Genomic DNA, 15,677 nt, shown 5'->3' on the forward strand with positions numbered 1-15,677 from the left:
GTATTGTGGCATGCAGATCACTGTACAGTGACTGCGTAGTCCTGCCCTTCCCAGTGGTTATTCTCAGCCCAGAGAAAAGTAAAGCGGATGCAGACGCCAGAGGAAGTGGTGACGTCCTGCAGATCAACATAGTCAATCTGGAGGGCGTTCTTAGCCGATTGTGTGTTCCGAGTGGTTTCCCAGTTGTCACTGGACCAGTGGAGTGTGAATGCGATGTCACCCAGCACGCGAAGGACCTCGCCAGGGCGCATAAAGCGCACATGGCGGCTCGGCTTCCAGACCTCGAGCTGCTTTCTCTTGCCGCGCGTGCCGAGGTAGCGTTCCGCCACCTCGGGAATCGTGTCGTAGACCTTGCCGTCCGCTGTGGAGCGAAGAAGCTTGATGTATTCGGCATGAGCCCACATCAGTGGCATTGCCGAACCTGTGGGCCGGCCGAGCCACATGTAGATTTCAGGCCGGTCGGGTTGGTCCCAGGACTGCTCAGGGAGGAGGCCGGTCTTTGAAGCAAGATCTTCCATGGTGCGGATGTACGTCTCGGTGCTCCGGCCGGCAGCGAGCTCATAGTGACCGCGCTCTCCGCTGAGCAGAGGCCATACGCGGCCCACACCATGTTGGGTAAAGGGACTGCCGTCCTGCTGCTGACCATAGCCATCATGGTTGTAGCGGTGCCAGGTTGGGCCGGCAGGGGTGTCCGTCTTGAGCACGGTGTCGATCACCTTCAGGGTGGCGAGTACCGTGGGGTCGTCCGGGCTCCGGATACCGTAGCGGACCAATTCCAGAAAGCCTCCATCGACGACATTGCGGGCGGGAAAGTCACTCTGCTCGCCGGAGGCATGATTGGCGATGTGCAGCCCGCGGGATTCCTTGTCTTCGGCGGGGTGTTTTTGGCCAACCTGCTCCGGCAGAATCCGCATGTAGTACGAGGATGTGCCTTCGACCAGAGAGCCTGTCGCGGTTGCGGTCCAGTCTTCTATGTGCAACTCAAGGTAGTCGGCATACTCCTCGACGAAGGTCGCGGTTTCCTCGTCGCCGCGCTCGCGGAAGAACTTCGATGCGCAAACGAGAGCGGCGACGTTCGCGGCGAGCGTGGAGGGTGAGTAGCCGGAAGCCTCTTCCCATCGCTCCTGTTGCGTGACTGGGCCGTTGCGGATCAGATAGGCAGCGGCCTTGCTGACCATGTTGAATGGATCGAAGTCGGCCAGCCCATCCTCGCCGCGAAGATGCCACGCCAGAATGATGGGGAAAGCAACTTCATCGAGTTGGACACCGTTCCAATAAGCATCTCCATTGACCCAGAAGTTTTGCGGAAAGCCGCCATCGCTCAGTTGCGCGACGGCAAGGTAGATGAGCGCGCGGAGCGGGGTCGCGGTATCGCCGGCGGCGAGCAGAGCGGTTGCGCTATGGACCATATCGCGCGTCCAGACAAGGTGGTAGCCGCCCTCATCGTGGTCCCCCTTAGCCTCTCCCCAGGGAATAGCGAGCGCTGCGATGAGAGCGCCGGCGAAGGACTTATCCTCGTGCGCGAGCAGGAGGCTGTAGCTGCTGTTGTAGAGATTCCCTTTATCGAAGGACGTACTCTGGAGTGACCTGAGGTGCAAGGCGGTCTCATCCCATTGCTTCCTGTACCTCGCCAGGTGATCGTCGAAAGGTATGCCGAGAGACTGCAGCAGATTGGCGACAGCGCGGTGCTCGCTGTTCCCAAACGCAAGGCCGAGCGTAAACTCCTGCGTCTTGCCAAGGTCTACCTCTGCGGTGAGGGCGATATTTCCATCACTGGCACGATCAAACTCCCAGTCCATCTTGTAGTTGTCGTGGAGATCGGTCCAGCCATCACTCGCGCCGACGTAGCCACAGGAGAGATGCGTAAAGGGAACGGTCGCGCCCATCGCCATCCACGTATTTCCCTTCCGCGCCATCAGAATGCGCTGGCCGTTGGCAAAGGCGATATAACCGTTGTTTCCGGCACCGCCGACTTCAAGATGGGGGGCACATAGAGCGAAGATCCTGAGGTTTGCTAGAAACGTCTTGTCCTGGCCATTGACGCGGGTCCGCTGGAGAAGGCAGGGTAAATGCGGATCGCCGATGATCTCTTTGGTGATGGTGTAGCGGCCGTCAGCGTCTGCATTGGTGCAGCGATAGCCGAGCACATGGTCAGAGATGCGCTCCATCCTGACGGTGAGATCGCGCTTCTCTTCATGAAAGAAGGTCTTGCCATCAGTAACCAGATACTGGAGGTCGCGAAGCTGGGGACGGTCCACAGTAGGGTAATAGGTTTCAGTGACAATGCCATTCCAGATCGTGAACCAGAGATGGCTGGAGGCGGAATATGCATTGCCGATACCTGCCTTGTTGCTGCGTGTCCAACGAGGTTTGATTCCTGGCTTTCCGAACGCTTCCTTGCCTGCAACTTCCTGCATTGTTGTACCTCAAGCGTAGATACCGATATGATGCCGGCTGAGTGCGATCAGCGGTCTGAGCATGCGGCTGTTCCTTGTGGCGCGGCGGAACAAACAACACGATAAGCTAGAGATTCATAGCAAGGCTATGCGGAGTTCCCGCACCATCCAAGGTTCTATCTTCGCTTTGGCGCCATAGAGCTTGCAACTCCCGGCATGCGATGCCTATGCGGATTCGTTCCCACCGCTGCGCCGTTGCCCCGGTCTCCTTACGTCAGAGTCGCCCGCGTCCGTCGCAGCTTTCTCGATTTCAGAATTAGTCTCGCCTCCAATAAAAATGGCTGAGCCCGTGAAATATAGCCACAACAGAAGCGCAGCTACTGGCTTCATTCCCGCATAGATTCTCTGGGAGGAGCTGAAAGACTCCTGAGTGATGCGAAGAAACAGTATGGAACCGACCCACCACACGACCGCTACAACTGCTCCCGGTGTACTCCATTGCCATCTGCGATCCTTTAAGTTTGGCCCAAAGCGATAAAGCGAAGCGAATGAAAAGAAGAGCAGTAGTACGACCACGAACCATTGCGTGATATGCCAGAAAACGGAGGGAGCATGCACGTCCAGCCGTCGACCGATGGAAGCTCCGGCACGGCTGCCATAAAGCATTGCCGCGAGCGACATCAGTCCCATCACTCCCAGCGCCACCGTCAGTGCCGAGCCGATGGCCAGAATCTTCCACCATTGGCGCTCTTCTTTAACTCCATATGCCTTGTTCAGGCCGACCATCATTGCCCAGGTGCTATTGAAGATCGCCAGGCTGCGCTTGGGACTGCCCATAGAGCACCCGCCCCTATGGTGGCTCTCGAGTTCAGTTCCCCAGCGGTCTTTGTGAGCAGGGCCGAAGCTCCCGGAGGAACGATCTGCTGAATGTAATCCAGGAGCGTGTTACGCAGTGCGGATCCAGTGCTGGAAAGCAAATTCAGGAAGACGAGCAATAGCAGGAGGGCCGGGAAAATGCTCAGAAAATAGTAGAATGCGAGTCGTGCTGCTTGTCCGAAAACTTCATGCTCCCAACTGTTGCGACACGTTCGCTTAGCCAACTCTCGCCAGGACAATCCTCGGAGGCTCCACAATACGGCCATGGTGACAGTTGAGCATGAAACCGGCCGGCGCGTGCCTTAAATATTGGTAAGGGTCGACGCAGAGATTGATGATTTGGCTTTCTGAGTTTCTGAGGTTTCGGCAGATCAAGGAACGAGTGAAGAGGACATCCCAACAGCAGGCGCGATTTCGATAGCCGATCTCTTAGGCGGCCGCCTTTTCCATCGGAGTGGAAGGCTCTTCAGAGAGTTCCTCAAGGCTTTTCCCTTTGGTTTCGGGCAGCAGGAAGACTGTGACCGCCAATCCCAGGACACTGACGATGGCTGCCGCACCCTCGGCAGCGGGCAGGCCATGCCATTGCATAAAGAACGGGAAGGTAAAGACTCCGACGAATCCACCGATCTTCCCCATGGCCGCAGCGATACCATGACCGGTAGTTCGGACCTTTACCGGAAAGATCTCTGAGGGGTAGACGAAGGTAGTGGCATTCGGGCCGAACTCGGTAAAGAAGTAACTGAAGCCATAGATAATCAGGAAGGGATACATCAGCTTCTCGACACTGGGAATCAGGGTGAGCAAGCCAAAGGTCACCGCCATCATGCCGAAGCCGAGGCCCTGGATCGTCTTGCGGCCAAGCCTATCCATCGTTAGCGCCGCAACCGCATAACCGGGCGCCGCGAAGACAACGAAGATGCCGAGTTGAGTCAGAGTCTTCTGCAGGATCGTGTGATCGCTGCCAAGGGCCGAGAGCACGAGCGGGCTGGAAACAGTGTTGCCGTAGTAGGCAAAGTCCATCAGGAGCCAAGCAGCACTTGCACCGACCAAGCGGAAGAGAACCATCCTGCTATCGATGAGACGGTGGAAGCCGTCCCAAAAGGAGACCGAGTGTGTCTTCTTATCGAAATGCTCTGACTTCTTCAGTTTTCCGGAGTCATCCTCTTCATGACCTGCAGCTTTCAGAAAACGGGGCGATTCTTTGAGATGACGACGCGCACCATAGACGGCTAGGGCGGGCAGAGCGCCGAAAGACACCAGAATGCGCCAGATGGTGTCATGCGAGAGATGAGTGGAGAGCAGAGCCGCAGCGAAAAGAGGACCGACGATCAATCCGGCGGCTTGCATCGCGAAGACCAGGGTGACGAGCATCCCGCGATGGGCCTTGCCGGCATATTCGCTCATGATTGTCGCGGAGACGGGATAGTCACCGCCGATGCCGATACCGAGAATGAAACGAAAGCCGATGAGCCACCAGATATTCGGGGAGAATGCGCAGGCAATTGCGCCTGCGGCGAGAACCAAGACTTCGACCCCGTAGATCCGCTTGCGACCGACCATGTCCGCAACTCGACCAAAGAGGAGCGCACCGATAGCTGCGGCGAGCAAAGCCGTGGACTCAACCAGACCCTCTTCCACTTTGCCGACATGCCACATGGGTTTCAGCAGCGCCATGACAACGCCAATAACGAAGAGATCGTAGGCATCGGTGAAGAAGCCAACTCCTGAGATAAACATGATCTTCCAATGCTCTTTGGAGATCCCCGCATTATCCATCTCGGAGAAATCAGTCTGCCTGGTGTCGATCGATGTGGCCGTGGCGTTTGCCTCGTCCTTGATTCGATGCCTGCGACTATTGGCAACGCATGAACGTCGCGTGAATATAGGGCGAAGTTAGCCTGCGGACAGCAAGGAATATGGAACTGGTCTTTCAGATGGGATGAACACATTATTCAAGAACTGGCTATAGTCCGCAGGTCATTGGTATGGCGCGGATCCGTTACACGATGGTGTCAGGCATTCAGGAATCCGAGTCCACGGAGTCTTCGCAAATAGGCTAGGTGGCCGGAGAGTTCTAGCTGACGTGAATGATGGGCCGCCGGGCTGGATCGCGAATGGCTCTTCGCAGAACCTCATGAGTCAAAGGGGCGGTATCGCCCTCGCCTAGAAAGATAAAACGAACGATGTTAGCGACCGGATTGCCCTCCTTCCATTTGAAGTAAGCATGAGGCGTATGTCCGGTGGTCTTCTCCAGATGGATCAGAAGGGCAGCGATGGAGTTGGCCACGACAGGGCTATTCGCGCAAAGAATCCTGTGCGGACCGACTTGACGACCTTCGACGCAAAGGCAGTGTTCAAACTCAGAGGCGTCTGTGCGATCGATCTCAAGAAAGAAAAGACACTCGGTTGGATCCATTCCGTAGCGCGTGCGTACGAAGGCATCCAACTCATCAAGTTCCTGTATGCAGTTCTTGTCGTCGTCGTGTTTGGGGCTGCGCGCGATGAGTCGGATGATTTGGTCTTCATCCTTTGAGAGAAGCGCTGTAGCTGTAGGCTCGAGGATCACCTCGGAGATGCGCAGTTCCGTCGAGCGCATCGCGCGAGAGAGAACGGATGTCACAATGATCGCGAGGATGAAAAACGAGGAGATCTTGATTCCTTCGGGCCGCTCGATGATATTCACGGCAGTGGTGTAGATGAAGATCGCGGTGATGAACGCGAAGGCGAATCGGAGGACCTTCCTGGCCCAGACGTGTATGGTCACAGCAATAGCCGCCGACGTGATCAGTACAAGGACGCCAGTGGCGTAGGCTCCCCCTTGGGCGTCGACGTTTGCGTGAAATCCAAGAGTGACAGCGACCGCCGTACCCATAAAGACGAGAACCAGAGGCCGGGACGCAAGTGCCCACTCCGGCGCCATGCCGAAGCGAGGCAGGTAGCGGGGGATGAGGTTAAGGAGTCCGGCCATCGCGGAGGCACCCGCAAAGGCGAGGATGAGGATAGTTGAGATGTCGTAGAGAGTACCGAATCCATTTCCCAGATATTGATGGGCAAGATAGGCTATGGCACGGCCATTAGCTTCTCCGCCTTCTGCGAAGGCCTTTGCCGGGATCAGCATGGTCGTGACTATGCTCGTCAGCATGAGAAAGATGCTCATGACGATGGCTGCGGTGGAGAGTAATTTGCGCGTATTACGGATTCGATCTTCGAGATCCTTACCTGCGATAAGCGGCATGACGGCGACGCCGGTTTCGAAGCCGGAGAGTCCAAGCGCCAGCTTGGGAAAGAGCAAGAGCGCGATGCCGATCATGCCAAGCACGTTGGGATGACTGCCGAAAACGGCATGTTTCCAGGCTGGCAGGGCCTCCGGATGATGAAAGAGGGCGATGAGCGCCACAGCGGTTACGACAGCGTTGAGAAGCAGGTACACGCTGACCAGCACGACTGCGATTCCGATGGCTTCCTTGAAGCCTTTGAGAAAGATGGCGCTGAGGATGGCGAGCAGCAGCAGGGTGACAAACATCTGGCTGGAAAGCCCGCGCGGAGCGTAGGGATTGTGGGTGAAATGTGCAGCAGCATCAGCGGCGGAGAGGGTCATCGTGATGATGAAGTCTGTGGACGCAAAGCCGAGCAGAATAAGAACGAATGCCTTGCCTCCCCACTTAGGGAAGAGCTTTTCCAGCATTGCAATCGAGCCCTGTCCGTTGGAACTGACGCCAGCAACGCGGCTGTAGAGAGGTAAGGCCCCGAAGAGAGTGACAAGGACAAGGACGAAGGTCGCAATTGGAGAAAGAACTCCAGCAGCGAGGAAGGCGATGCCAGGCTGATAACCAAGAGTTGAGAAATAATCGACACCGGTGAGGCACATAACGCGCCACCAGACGTGCTCTGGAGATGGCGCGCTATGAACGCCTTTCGGAAGTCGAATGTCGGCGAGCAGCCAATCGGCAACGGAGCTTCGGGTCAATCGTCTAGTCCTGTTCTTAGGGACTCTCCGCGCGCGGAACGAGAGATATACTGCCCCACGCACGAAGGTGCTCCCTCTTTGATGCTTATACGATCGACTTAATGTTGCTTCCAATCACCAGCTGCAATTTTGCGTAGCTTGGCTGTCTGCATTCGGCTAAAGTTCGGCGGACTTATTTCCTGTAATGAGCCGGAGGAGGAACGTGAGGATCACCGCGCCAACAACTGCAATGACGATGCTCATGATAAGCCCGTGCTCTCCAACGCCCCCGAGCCCGAGGTGTGAAGAGATAAAGCCGCCGATCAAGGCGCCGATGAGTCCAATCACCATATCCGCCAGGACTCCAAAACCCGAGCCCTTCATGATCTTCCCTGTGAGAAAGCCCGCAACAATACCAATGATGATCCAAGCGATAATTCCGTGTCCCATAGTGTCTCCTCGTATTTGATGATTCGGGTAATATCGCGTGACCCGTTTATCGGGTGAAACGCTCGGATGCGCCCATGATTGGTTTGCCCTCGACAGCGTCGATGCGAAATTGGATTAGGTCTAGAGCGATGGGGCTGCCTTGGCTTCATCCTCTTTGCTCTTTTTGGCTGAATACTTCTCTTTGTTGGTCTTCGGCTTCTTGGGATTAATCAGGAGCTCTGTGATTCCTGTACAAATAGCAGGTGTCAATGAGTCACTCCTGCCAGGCCAGGAGAAAGCAGGTTTCATAGCCAGAAATAATGGCATGTGGATCGGTCGTAAGTTCGAAGGAGACAAATATGGATAAACAACCTATTGAGGTGCAAGTAAGAACCACGAACGATTGGTTCGGACAATTCGCGGCGCATGCTTCCGGGTGGCTGGGATCGAAGTGGGCATTCGCCGGAGCGGGTTTGGTGATCGTGGTTTGGGCCGCCGTGGGCCCTATTTTTCATTTTTCCGATACCTGGCAACTGGTCATCAATACCGGCACAACCATTGTCACCTTCCTTATGGTTTTTCTCATCCAGAACACGCAAAATCGAGACGCACGAGCAATCAATTTAAAGCTCAACGAGCTTATCCGTGCCATTGATAAGGCTCGTGATCAGATGATCGACATCGAGAATCTGAGTGATCTAGAGCTGGATGAACTCCAGAGAAAATACGAGAAGATCAAAGCAGAATGCGAAGCACGGCCACGAAAAGCGAACGCGCTTAAGGCCGTAGACGTAAATGACTAGCGGTTGTCATCCAAGCAGGCTTATCGTCTCTTGCTGTATTAATGAGAGATGAATAGCCGACGGATACCTGCCGAGCCTGGTGATCGAGCCCAAGTATTGAATGCACGTCGGCAGGCCAAATCCGCTCATACCTATGTGTGAGGAGCGACATCTGTCAAATCCCATCCGCGATTCTGGCTGATGATGCAAATCGCAATGATCGTCGGTTATGCTACGGTTTACCCGATGAACTGGTGGCTCATCAAGAGTGGCTTCAAGGAAGCAATGTCGGACGCCTCCGGACTCTCAAGGAATAATCCTTACGCAATTCCGTGCTTGCTAACTAATCAATTAGTCGAACGTCTGGATAGTGTGGAGAGCTGAACCGCTCCACTCGAAGGACGGCCTACTCGATGCCCCCAAAGCGCTCCATCACGCTTACCGAAGCCGAACTGAGGCTGATGCGCGTGCTGTGGGAGCGCGGGGAGTGCGCGGTAGCGGACATCGTGTCCGCGATTTCGGAATCGACTCCGCTAGCTTATACCTCTGTATTGACCACCATTCGGATACTGGAGAAGAAGGGGTACGTCACCCACCGCCAGGAAGGGCGGGCGTTTCTCTATGTCCCCTGTGTTGCGCAAAGCGAAGCAAGCCGATCCGAGGTGCGGCATGTGTTGCAGCGTTTCTTCGGCAACTCACGGGAATCGTTGCTGCTTTCGCTGCTGGGAGATGGCGATGTGACTTCGGAAGAATTGCTGCGACTGCGACGAGCTATTGACGAAGCGGCGGATGTTTTTCCTGGTGACGAGCCGAGCCTTCCGCCGAGGGGGAAAAAGTGATGGAGCTTCCCGGTATTGGGTCTGTGGCGCACGTAGCGGCATTTCTGTCGACCGCAATATTTACCTCACTGTGGGAAGGCGGCCTACTGACATTGTTGACCGCAGTGTGTCTGCGGCTTCTGCCAGCTCTGAGAACTGGTGTGCGTGCTTTGATATGGATGGCGGTCTTTGGAGTAGCGGCCATTCTGCCATTCTTTTCCATCGTTACCAACCAGTCTCCCAAAGTGGCGGGGATTGACCTTGGGATGCACATTTCCATGGCGTGGGCTTTCTTGATATGCACGGCCTGGGCAGCAGCTTCGCTTTATCGTGCGACCCGATTAGTGCATAGCGCGTGGCGTTTGCACCTGTTGTCGAAGAACGCTCGCGTAATAAAGCCAGATGCTGAACTTGCCAGTTTGCTGCAAGGGAAGGCCGCTTATTGGTCGCGCAGGAGCGCGGAGCTGTGTTCCTGTGAGGATGTCGACGTGCCGAGTGTCGTTGGCTTCTTCCGACCTCGGATTCTCCTGCCGTCTGTATTCGGCGAAGAGATGTCGCCGGCGGATATCAGGCAAATCATCCTGCATGAGATGCAGCACCTCGGGCGCAGAGACGACTGGACGAATTTGTTCCAGAAGCTGACTCTGGTCGTCTTCCCGCTGAACGTTGCGCTGCTCTGGCTAGAGAGGCGACTGTGTGTCGAACGCGAACTGGCATGCGACGATGGTGTCCTGCGGCTCACTGGAAGCAGCAAGGCGTATGCCACTTGTCTTACGAATTTGGCGGAGCAATCACTGATGCGGCGGAGCATGCTGCTCGCGCTGGGTGCTGGACAGCACCGTTCCGAGTTGGAACTGAGGGTGGATCGCATCCTAAATCCCTCGCAACGCAGCGCTAAGTCACGGTGGAGTGTGGCTTCGGCGGGGTTAATTCTGGCCGTGGTATCCGGGGTTTCCGTGCTTTGTGTGCAGGTTCCGGCAATCCTCACGTTCCGAACTCCCGATGCTTTAGTGGCGTCGGACTCGATTGAGCCTGCAAACAGGCCATCAGCCTACACCGGTTTCGCTCGGCCAACGCTCGTGAAAGCGCTCATGCCATGCAAAGACATGACAACTTCCAGCAGAAAGCGGCGAGTGCCTCAGACCCGTTTGCGCGATGTCGTGAAACGGGAGAACAGACAGGCCCCCTTCCAGAGGATCGCAATTGTTCGCGAAGAGAGGCTCGACTCGCATCGCCTTCGGTGGGCGGTGGCAGAAGATTCTCAATTCACTTACGCCGCTTTGCCCATACGTGGCGGCTGGCTAATCGTTCAACTCTAACCCCAACCTGTCTTTATGGAGCTTCCCATGCCACTTGCAACTAATGAATTAGTAGAAAGAGCAAAGCGCTCTTTCCTTCCACTGTCCCTATGTGCCGCTACCGTACTCGGGATCGCACTTTTCAGCACTCATTACGGTGTTCATGCCTCTACAGTGACGGCATCGCCATTGGACGATCACAGCGTAGCTGCGTTGACGTCGCTCGATACTGCGATGGAGACCCTTGCCGCTCGAGTAACACCCGCAGTAGTCAATATTGCGGTGACTTCACGTGGTTCCGAGGAAGAGACCTCCGCACAGGGACAGCAGGAGGTGCCCCCGGGCTTCGCGCAATTCTTCGGACAGGGTGGTGGGATGCAGGCTCCACAGCAGCCGCAACTTCAGCACGGTATCGGAAGTGGTGTCATCATCTCGCCGGACGGCTACATCGTGACGAATAACCATGTAGTGGATGGCGCGACGCAGATCAAGGTGACGCTTCACGACCGGCGCGTGTTGACTGGCAAAGTTGTCGGTGTCGATAAGCTGACTGACCTCGCCGTGGTAAAGGTGAACGCGACCAACCTGCCCGCTATTTCTTGGGGAGACTCAAGCAAGTTGCAGCCGGGCCAAACAGTGCTCGCATTCGGAAGCCCTTTTGGATATTTCCAATTCTCAGTGACGCGCGGTATTGTGAGCGCGGTCAATCGTCCTAATCCATACTCGGACGATGCGCGGAAACCGGGCGGCTATATCCAGGTGGACGCGGCTATCAACCCCGGTAACTCGGGTGGACCGCTGGTAAATGCCCACGGAGAACTCGTAGGCATAAACACCTTCATCATCTCAAATGACGGCTCGTTTGCAGGCGCAGGCTTTGCCATTCCAGCGCAAATTGCGCGGGCTACTACAGCGCAATTGATCGCGCACGGGAAGGTGGACCACGGGTATCTGGGGATCAGCATGAATGACGTGACTCCAGACAACGCTCACTTCTTTAATCTGCCGGATGCATCTGGAGCGATCGTATCGCAGGTGACACAGGATTCCCCGGCAAGCCGTGCGGGCATTCAGCAAGGTGATGTGATTCATCAACTGAATGGTCAACCGATCAACAATGGCAGCGCCTTGCAGGTTGCGGTCAGCGAAGACACTCCGGGCACGAAGATCGAGTTAGGTGTCCTGCGTAACGGTAAGTCCATGACGGTAAACATCACGGTCGGGCAGTTCAAAGCCAACAGGGAAGTGGCTCAAGGTCATGGGGAGGACAGCGGTCTGCAGAGCGGCAAACTTGGTCTGTCGGTCAGCGAATTGACAGCAGAGACGCGCCAGCAGATCAACGCTCCTGACCAACTGCATGGTGTGGTCGTGCAGAGTGTGCGTCCTGCGAGTCCAGCGGAAGACGCAGGCCTGCAACCGGGAGATGTGATTCTGGAAGTAAACCGCCAGCCGGCGTCGTCAGCAAACCAGTTTCTCGGTGAGATCCACGGCAATAGTGCCGGGAAGGACCTCCTGTTGACTGTGTGGTCGAAGGGTAACGTCAGCTATAGGACGATCAGCCCGGAGGCTGAGAACCAGAACGGGTAAGCGGACAGGCGCGGGCCGTTCTTTCAGGCTGTCCGCGCCTAATCTGCCTCGAACTGCTGAAGAGCATGACGCAGGATTTCTTAGGCTGCGTCCTGCTCCACCGGAAGAGGGTGCTGCAGGAGCCAGCCCATTGAGGTTGCCCAGACGAGAATGGAGAACGCGACCACGGAGAAGGTCGACACCAGGATGATAGCCGTCCTGCGTGAGATGAAGGAATGCCCGAGCATCTTGTCGTTGACAACTTCGTTACCGCCCATATCGTGATTTTCCTTGAACGTAACGGCGTTGAAGGGACGTCCGGCCGATACGAAGCCCCCATCCGGAAGGTTGCGAAGGTCTTAATTCGGGTATCGCATAAATCTTTGAGCTTGTATCGCAAAGGGAAATCGAAAGCGGCGATCTGGCTACCGGTCATTCATTGCGGCAACTCCATCAAGCCAGTTCTCGATAACATCTGGACCGGACCAATGTTCTCTAATGACAAACGAGGTGAACTCGCTTCCGTCCTTCTTTTTGTACTGGTACTTTGCTAGAAGGCCGATCATTCAAGGTCCAAACCTTTCACAAAGTCGAACCGAAAATCGTCAAATTCAAGATCTTCGAGCGTCGTCCTGGTTGCAAGTAAATAAGAGCACTACTCCTCAAAGCCCTGGCGGAATTACCCGCCGGATGATGAAAGGATCGGAGAACTGCGCGCCGTAGAATACCCCAATGGACTAAGTATCGACCGATATCGGATGTATGCTTTTGATGGAGCGTTCAGCCGCTATGAATAACAGTTTGCATTCAAAGTGGAATTTGTCGGGATTTTTCCTGTGATTCGTTGGTCCAGGTTGCGGCAGGCTGAAGATCAGGTGTTATTGATTTTGGCCGTTGTGATTGGCGCGCTGACGGGCCTGGCGGTCGTCGCCTTCATCCTCTGTACTGAGCGCTTCGGCATGCACCTCTACCCGGCCGGCGGGGCTGCGTGGCGGCGGCTCTTGTTCCCCGTGGTAGGATCGCTTGGCATTGGTTATCTGCTCTATCGCTTCTTTCCCAACGCCCGTGGCAGCGGCGTTCCGCAGACCAAGACCGCACTGTTTGCACGCGACGGACGCATTACTCTGCGTACGGTGCTGGGCAAGTTCTTCTGCACCTCCGTGACACTGGCCAGCGGCATCCCGCTGGGACGCGAAGGTCCTTCGGTGCAGGTCGGCGCCGGTATCGCCTCCGTGCTTGGACGCATGCTTGGGCTGAGTCCTGAAACGGTGAAGAAGCTGATCCCGGTGGGGGCGGCAGCCGCCATCGCCGCGGCTTTCAATACGCCGCTCGCCGCTGTGCTGTTTGCCCTCGAAGAGATCATGGGCGACCTGAACGCACCGGTCATGGCGGCGGTCGTATTGGCTTCGGCAACGGCCTGGGTAGTGCTGCGTGCCTGCCTGGGCAATCATCCGCTCTTCCGGGTTCCGGAATATCAATTGGTGAGCCCGATTGAGTTTCTCTTATACGCGGTGCTGGGCGTGGCCGGCGGATTGGTCTCAGCGGCTTTCACCCGATTGCTGCTGGGCATGCGCGCAGCCTTTCTGCGCTTGCCTTATAAAACTACATGGTTGCATCCCCTGGCCGGAGGATTGATGGTCGGCGCGATGGGATGGTTTGTGCCCCAGGTTCTGGGCGTGGGATACCTCTATGTCGGTCAGGCCCTCAACAACGGTATCGCCCTCAAGCTGATGCTTTTACTCGTTGTGTTGAAGCTCTTCGCCGTCACAACCAGTTACGCTTCGGGCAATGCTGGAGGCATCTTCGGCCCTGCCTTGTTTATAGGAGCCATGCTTGGAGGATCACTGGGGACGGTGGCGCATCATCTGCTGCCGGCCTTGACGGCAACGCCCGGAGCCTATGCGCTGGTCGGCATGGGCGCGGTCTTTGCCGGAGTTGTGCGCGCTCCGATGACCTCGGTTCTGATCATCTTCGAGATGACGCAGGACTACGCGGTCATTGTTCCGCTGATGCTGGCAAATCTTGTCAGCCTGTTCATCGCGTCCCAATTCCAACGCGAATCGATCTATGAGGCATTGACCGCGCAGGACGGCATCCATCTGCCGGCGGCGGCACGGAACCTGGGGTCCAGCAAACGGCTGGTCAGTGCGGCCATACGGCCTGCGGGCGAGTTACTGCGCGCGGATATGACGATCCAGGAGGCTTTTACGGTGATGCAATCCTCTGCGCTGGAATCCTGTCCCGTACTGGATTCCAGCGGGGTCATCGGGGTGGCCAGCCTTGCGCAACTCGATGGGGAGCGGGGTGCGGGCGCAGACCGCAAGCTCGACTCCTTGATCAAGGCTCAGGATTTTCTTCACATTCACGTCGATGAATCGCTGGATGTGGCTCTCGCCCGCATGGGATCTACAGGGATGGCGATGCTGCCTGTAGTCAGCCGCACAAATATTCACAATCTCGAAGGCATCGTGACCCTGCAAGATGTCCTGCACGCCTATGGAGTTTCCGCCTGGGGCGGGCATTCTACGGATGATGCTGTAGCAGTAGCGGACATACCGCCTCTGCCAGCACACTGGGAATAAGGCCGCGCAGCAGGTGATCTGCTTTCTCTGCTGCGCTGTGCGCGCCCATCACGATAAGATCCGAGTCCCGTTCCCGCGCTAACCCAACAATCTCAGAGCTGGGCTCTTTGCGAGAGACGACTATTTGCAGGCTCTTCATCGGATCGCACCCGGAGAGTCTCTGCTCCGCGGACATGACTCTTGCCAGTGCGTTTTGAAACGGTCCCGGATCGAGTGGTTGCACGTGTCTTGCTCGCTCAGGATTCTCGATGTGCAGAAGCGTGAAGGCCGCATGATGATCTTCGGCGAGCACACAGGCGAAGGCGGGAGTGCGAGCCGAGCCGGGATTCAGATCACTGGCGCAAAGGACATCGCGCAACGACCAGACAGGCTGTTTCACTGGCTGAACTTTAGGGCCGACCACCAGTACGGGACAGTCGACCCGACGCACAAGGGCTTCGGCGTTGGAACCGTAAAACAGCCTTACAACGCCTTTCGCCGCATGTGTGCCGAGCACCATCAGATCGGGCTTCCGGTCGTGCGCCGTAGCGACGATCTCATCCTGTAAGGATCCTGAAGACAGAATCGTCTGCACCGCAAATCCTTCAGCACGCAGTTGGGTGTCATGCTCTTCCAGCTTCTGTTCGCTCTGGCGCATCCCTTCAAGCACCATGTCGAGGTCCACCCAGGGCATTTCGGATGGGGCGTATCCACTGGGGAGTTGGCTCACATTTTCAAGCAGAATTTGCGAGCTATAGCATCGGGCAATGCTCTTGGCATATTCCAGGGCGAGCATCGAAAGCTCGGAAAAATCGCTGGGGACTAGAATCCGGTCGAACGCTATCTTTTTGAGAGCCAATGTGTCCATCGCATGCATCCCCATGGAAGTAGGTGCAGTACCGGCCTATCATGTTACGCCGATCTTCGGGGAGAGGCTTTTCGGGCTCATTGTGGCATTGGACATTAGGTTTCCAATACACAGACTGGACGAGATATCTTCCGAGC

13 protein-coding genes and 1 pseudogene are annotated in these 15,677 nt (G+C 56.3%); 6 read left to right on the forward strand and 8 right to left on the reverse strand.

The window, feature by feature from the left end; genetic code table 11:
* Window positions 1–17: 17 nt before the first annotated feature.
* The 6 genes from HDF15_RS09715 to HDF15_RS09740 form a co-directional block, all read right to left on the reverse strand.
* Window positions 18–2,417: a glycoside hydrolase family 15 protein gene (locus HDF15_RS09715; RefSeq protein ID WP_184255040.1), complete on the reverse strand. Its 2,400-nt coding sequence runs from the start codon at window positions 2,415–2,417 to the stop codon at window positions 18–20.
* 204 nt (window positions 2,418–2,621) lie between these two features.
* Window positions 2,622–3,233, reverse strand: a complete 612-nt coding sequence (locus tag HDF15_RS09720) for a YihY/virulence factor BrkB family protein (protein ID WP_184255042.1) — start codon at window positions 3,231–3,233, stop codon at window positions 2,622–2,624.
* Window positions 3,182–3,538 carry a YhjD/YihY/BrkB family envelope integrity protein gene (locus tag HDF15_RS26440; RefSeq protein WP_409254874.1) on the reverse strand — a complete coding sequence of 119 codons (357 nt, stop codon included), beginning with the start codon at window positions 3,536–3,538 and terminating at the stop codon, window positions 3,182–3,184. Before HDF15_RS26440 ends, HDF15_RS09720 begins: the two co-directional genes overlap by 52 nt.
* Before the next feature lie 163 nt (window positions 3,539–3,701).
* Entirely contained in the window at window positions 3,702–5,009 is a 1,308-nt protein-coding gene (locus tag HDF15_RS09730; protein ID WP_221314362.1) for an MFS transporter, read from the reverse strand.
* Between the two features lie 337 nt (window positions 5,010–5,346).
* Window positions 5,347–7,239 (reverse strand): amino acid transporter, encoded by a 1,893-nt coding sequence (locus HDF15_RS09735; protein WP_184255048.1) that lies wholly within the window; start codon window positions 7,237–7,239, stop codon window positions 5,347–5,349.
* A 156-nt stretch (window positions 7,240–7,395) separates the two neighbouring features.
* The gene (locus tag HDF15_RS09740) at window positions 7,396–7,668 is read right to left on the reverse strand and encodes a GlsB/YeaQ/YmgE family stress response membrane protein (RefSeq protein WP_184255050.1); all 273 of its coding nucleotides are present in this window, start codon (window positions 7,666–7,668) and stop codon (window positions 7,396–7,398) included.
* A 338-nt stretch (window positions 7,669–8,006) separates the two neighbouring features.
* Here HDF15_RS09740 and HDF15_RS09745 point away from each other — a divergent pair, with 338 nt between their 5' ends.
* From HDF15_RS09745 to HDF15_RS09765, 5 genes and pseudogenes are all read left to right on the forward strand, one after another.
* Window positions 8,007–8,450, forward strand: coding sequence for a low affinity iron permease family protein (locus tag HDF15_RS09745; protein ID WP_184255052.1), 444 nt, complete (start codon window positions 8,007–8,009; stop codon window positions 8,448–8,450).
* A 171-nt stretch (window positions 8,451–8,621) separates the two neighbouring features.
* Window positions 8,622–8,813, forward strand: a pseudogene (locus tag HDF15_RS09750) (DUF4396 domain-containing protein); the annotation flags it as partial.
* A 29-nt stretch (window positions 8,814–8,842) separates the two neighbouring features.
* Window positions 8,843–9,268, forward strand: a complete 426-nt coding sequence (locus tag HDF15_RS09755; protein WP_184255056.1) for a BlaI/MecI/CopY family transcriptional regulator — start codon at window positions 8,843–8,845, stop codon at window positions 9,266–9,268.
* 257 nt (window positions 9,269–9,525) lie between these two features.
* Entirely contained in the window at window positions 9,526–10,566 is a 1,041-nt protein-coding gene (locus tag HDF15_RS09760) for a M56 family metallopeptidase (protein WP_260330993.1), read from the forward strand.
* A 27-nt stretch (window positions 10,567–10,593) separates the two neighbouring features.
* Complete coding sequence (locus HDF15_RS09765) at window positions 10,594–12,132, forward strand: Do family serine endopeptidase (protein WP_184255060.1); 1,539 nt, start codon at window positions 10,594–10,596, stop codon at window positions 12,130–12,132.
* An 80-nt stretch (window positions 12,133–12,212) separates the two neighbouring features.
* Here HDF15_RS09765 and HDF15_RS09770 read toward each other — a convergent pair whose 3' ends face one another.
* Window positions 12,213–12,389 (reverse strand): hypothetical protein, encoded by a 177-nt coding sequence (locus HDF15_RS09770; RefSeq protein WP_184255062.1) that lies wholly within the window; start codon window positions 12,387–12,389, stop codon window positions 12,213–12,215.
* A gap of 597 nt (window positions 12,390–12,986) precedes the next feature.
* Here HDF15_RS09770 and HDF15_RS09775 point away from each other — a divergent pair.
* A complete protein-coding gene (locus HDF15_RS09775; RefSeq protein WP_221314363.1) occupies window positions 12,987–14,693 on the forward strand; it encodes a chloride channel protein in 1,707 nt (568 codons plus the stop codon).
* Here the strand turns inward: HDF15_RS09775 and HDF15_RS09780 are convergent.
* A complete protein-coding gene (locus HDF15_RS09780; RefSeq protein WP_184255066.1) occupies window positions 14,635–15,540 on the reverse strand; it encodes a universal stress protein in 906 nt (301 codons plus the stop codon). The two genes, HDF15_RS09775 and HDF15_RS09780, sit on opposite strands and share 59 nt — an antisense overlap.
* Window positions 15,541–15,677: the final 137 nt, after the last annotated feature.

Source organism: Granulicella mallensis, from assembly GCF_014203225.1.
Classification (GTDB): Bacteria; Acidobacteriota; Terriglobia; order Terriglobales; family Acidobacteriaceae; genus Granulicella; species Granulicella mallensis_A.

Coding starts and splice junctions, on each gene's coding strand:
- HDF15_RS09715 (WP_184255040.1), bottom strand. CDS start 2,417: ATGCAGGAAGTTGCAGGCAAGGAAGCGTTCGGAAAGCCAGGAATCAAA.
- HDF15_RS09720 (WP_184255042.1), bottom strand. CDS start 3,233: ATGGGCAGTCCCAAGCGCAGCCTGGCGATCTTCAATAGCACCTGGGCA.
- HDF15_RS26440 (WP_409254874.1), bottom strand. CDS start 3,538: ATGGCCGTATTGTGGAGCCTCCGAGGATTGTCCTGGCGAGAGTTGGCT.
- HDF15_RS09730 (WP_221314362.1), bottom strand. CDS start 5,009: ATGTTTATCTCAGGAGTTGGCTTCTTCACCGATGCCTACGATCTCTTC.
- HDF15_RS09740 (WP_184255050.1), bottom strand. CDS start 7,668: ATGGGACACGGAATTATCGCTTGGATCATCATTGGTATTGTTGCGGGC.
- HDF15_RS09745 (WP_184255052.1), top strand. CDS start 8,007: ATGGATAAACAACCTATTGAGGTGCAAGTAAGAACCACGAACGATTGG.
- HDF15_RS09755 (WP_184255056.1), top strand. CDS start 8,843: ATGCCCCCAAAGCGCTCCATCACGCTTACCGAAGCCGAACTGAGGCTG.
- HDF15_RS09760 (WP_260330993.1), top strand. CDS start 9,526: ATGGCGTGGGCTTTCTTGATATGCACGGCCTGGGCAGCAGCTTCGCTT.
- HDF15_RS09765 (WP_184255060.1), top strand. CDS start 10,594: ATGCCACTTGCAACTAATGAATTAGTAGAAAGAGCAAAGCGCTCTTTC.
- HDF15_RS09770 (WP_184255062.1), bottom strand. CDS start 12,389: ATGGGCGGTAACGAAGTTGTCAACGACAAGATGCTCGGGCATTCCTTC.
- HDF15_RS09780 (WP_184255066.1), bottom strand. CDS start 15,540: ATGGACACATTGGCTCTCAAAAAGATAGCGTTCGACCGGATTCTAGTC.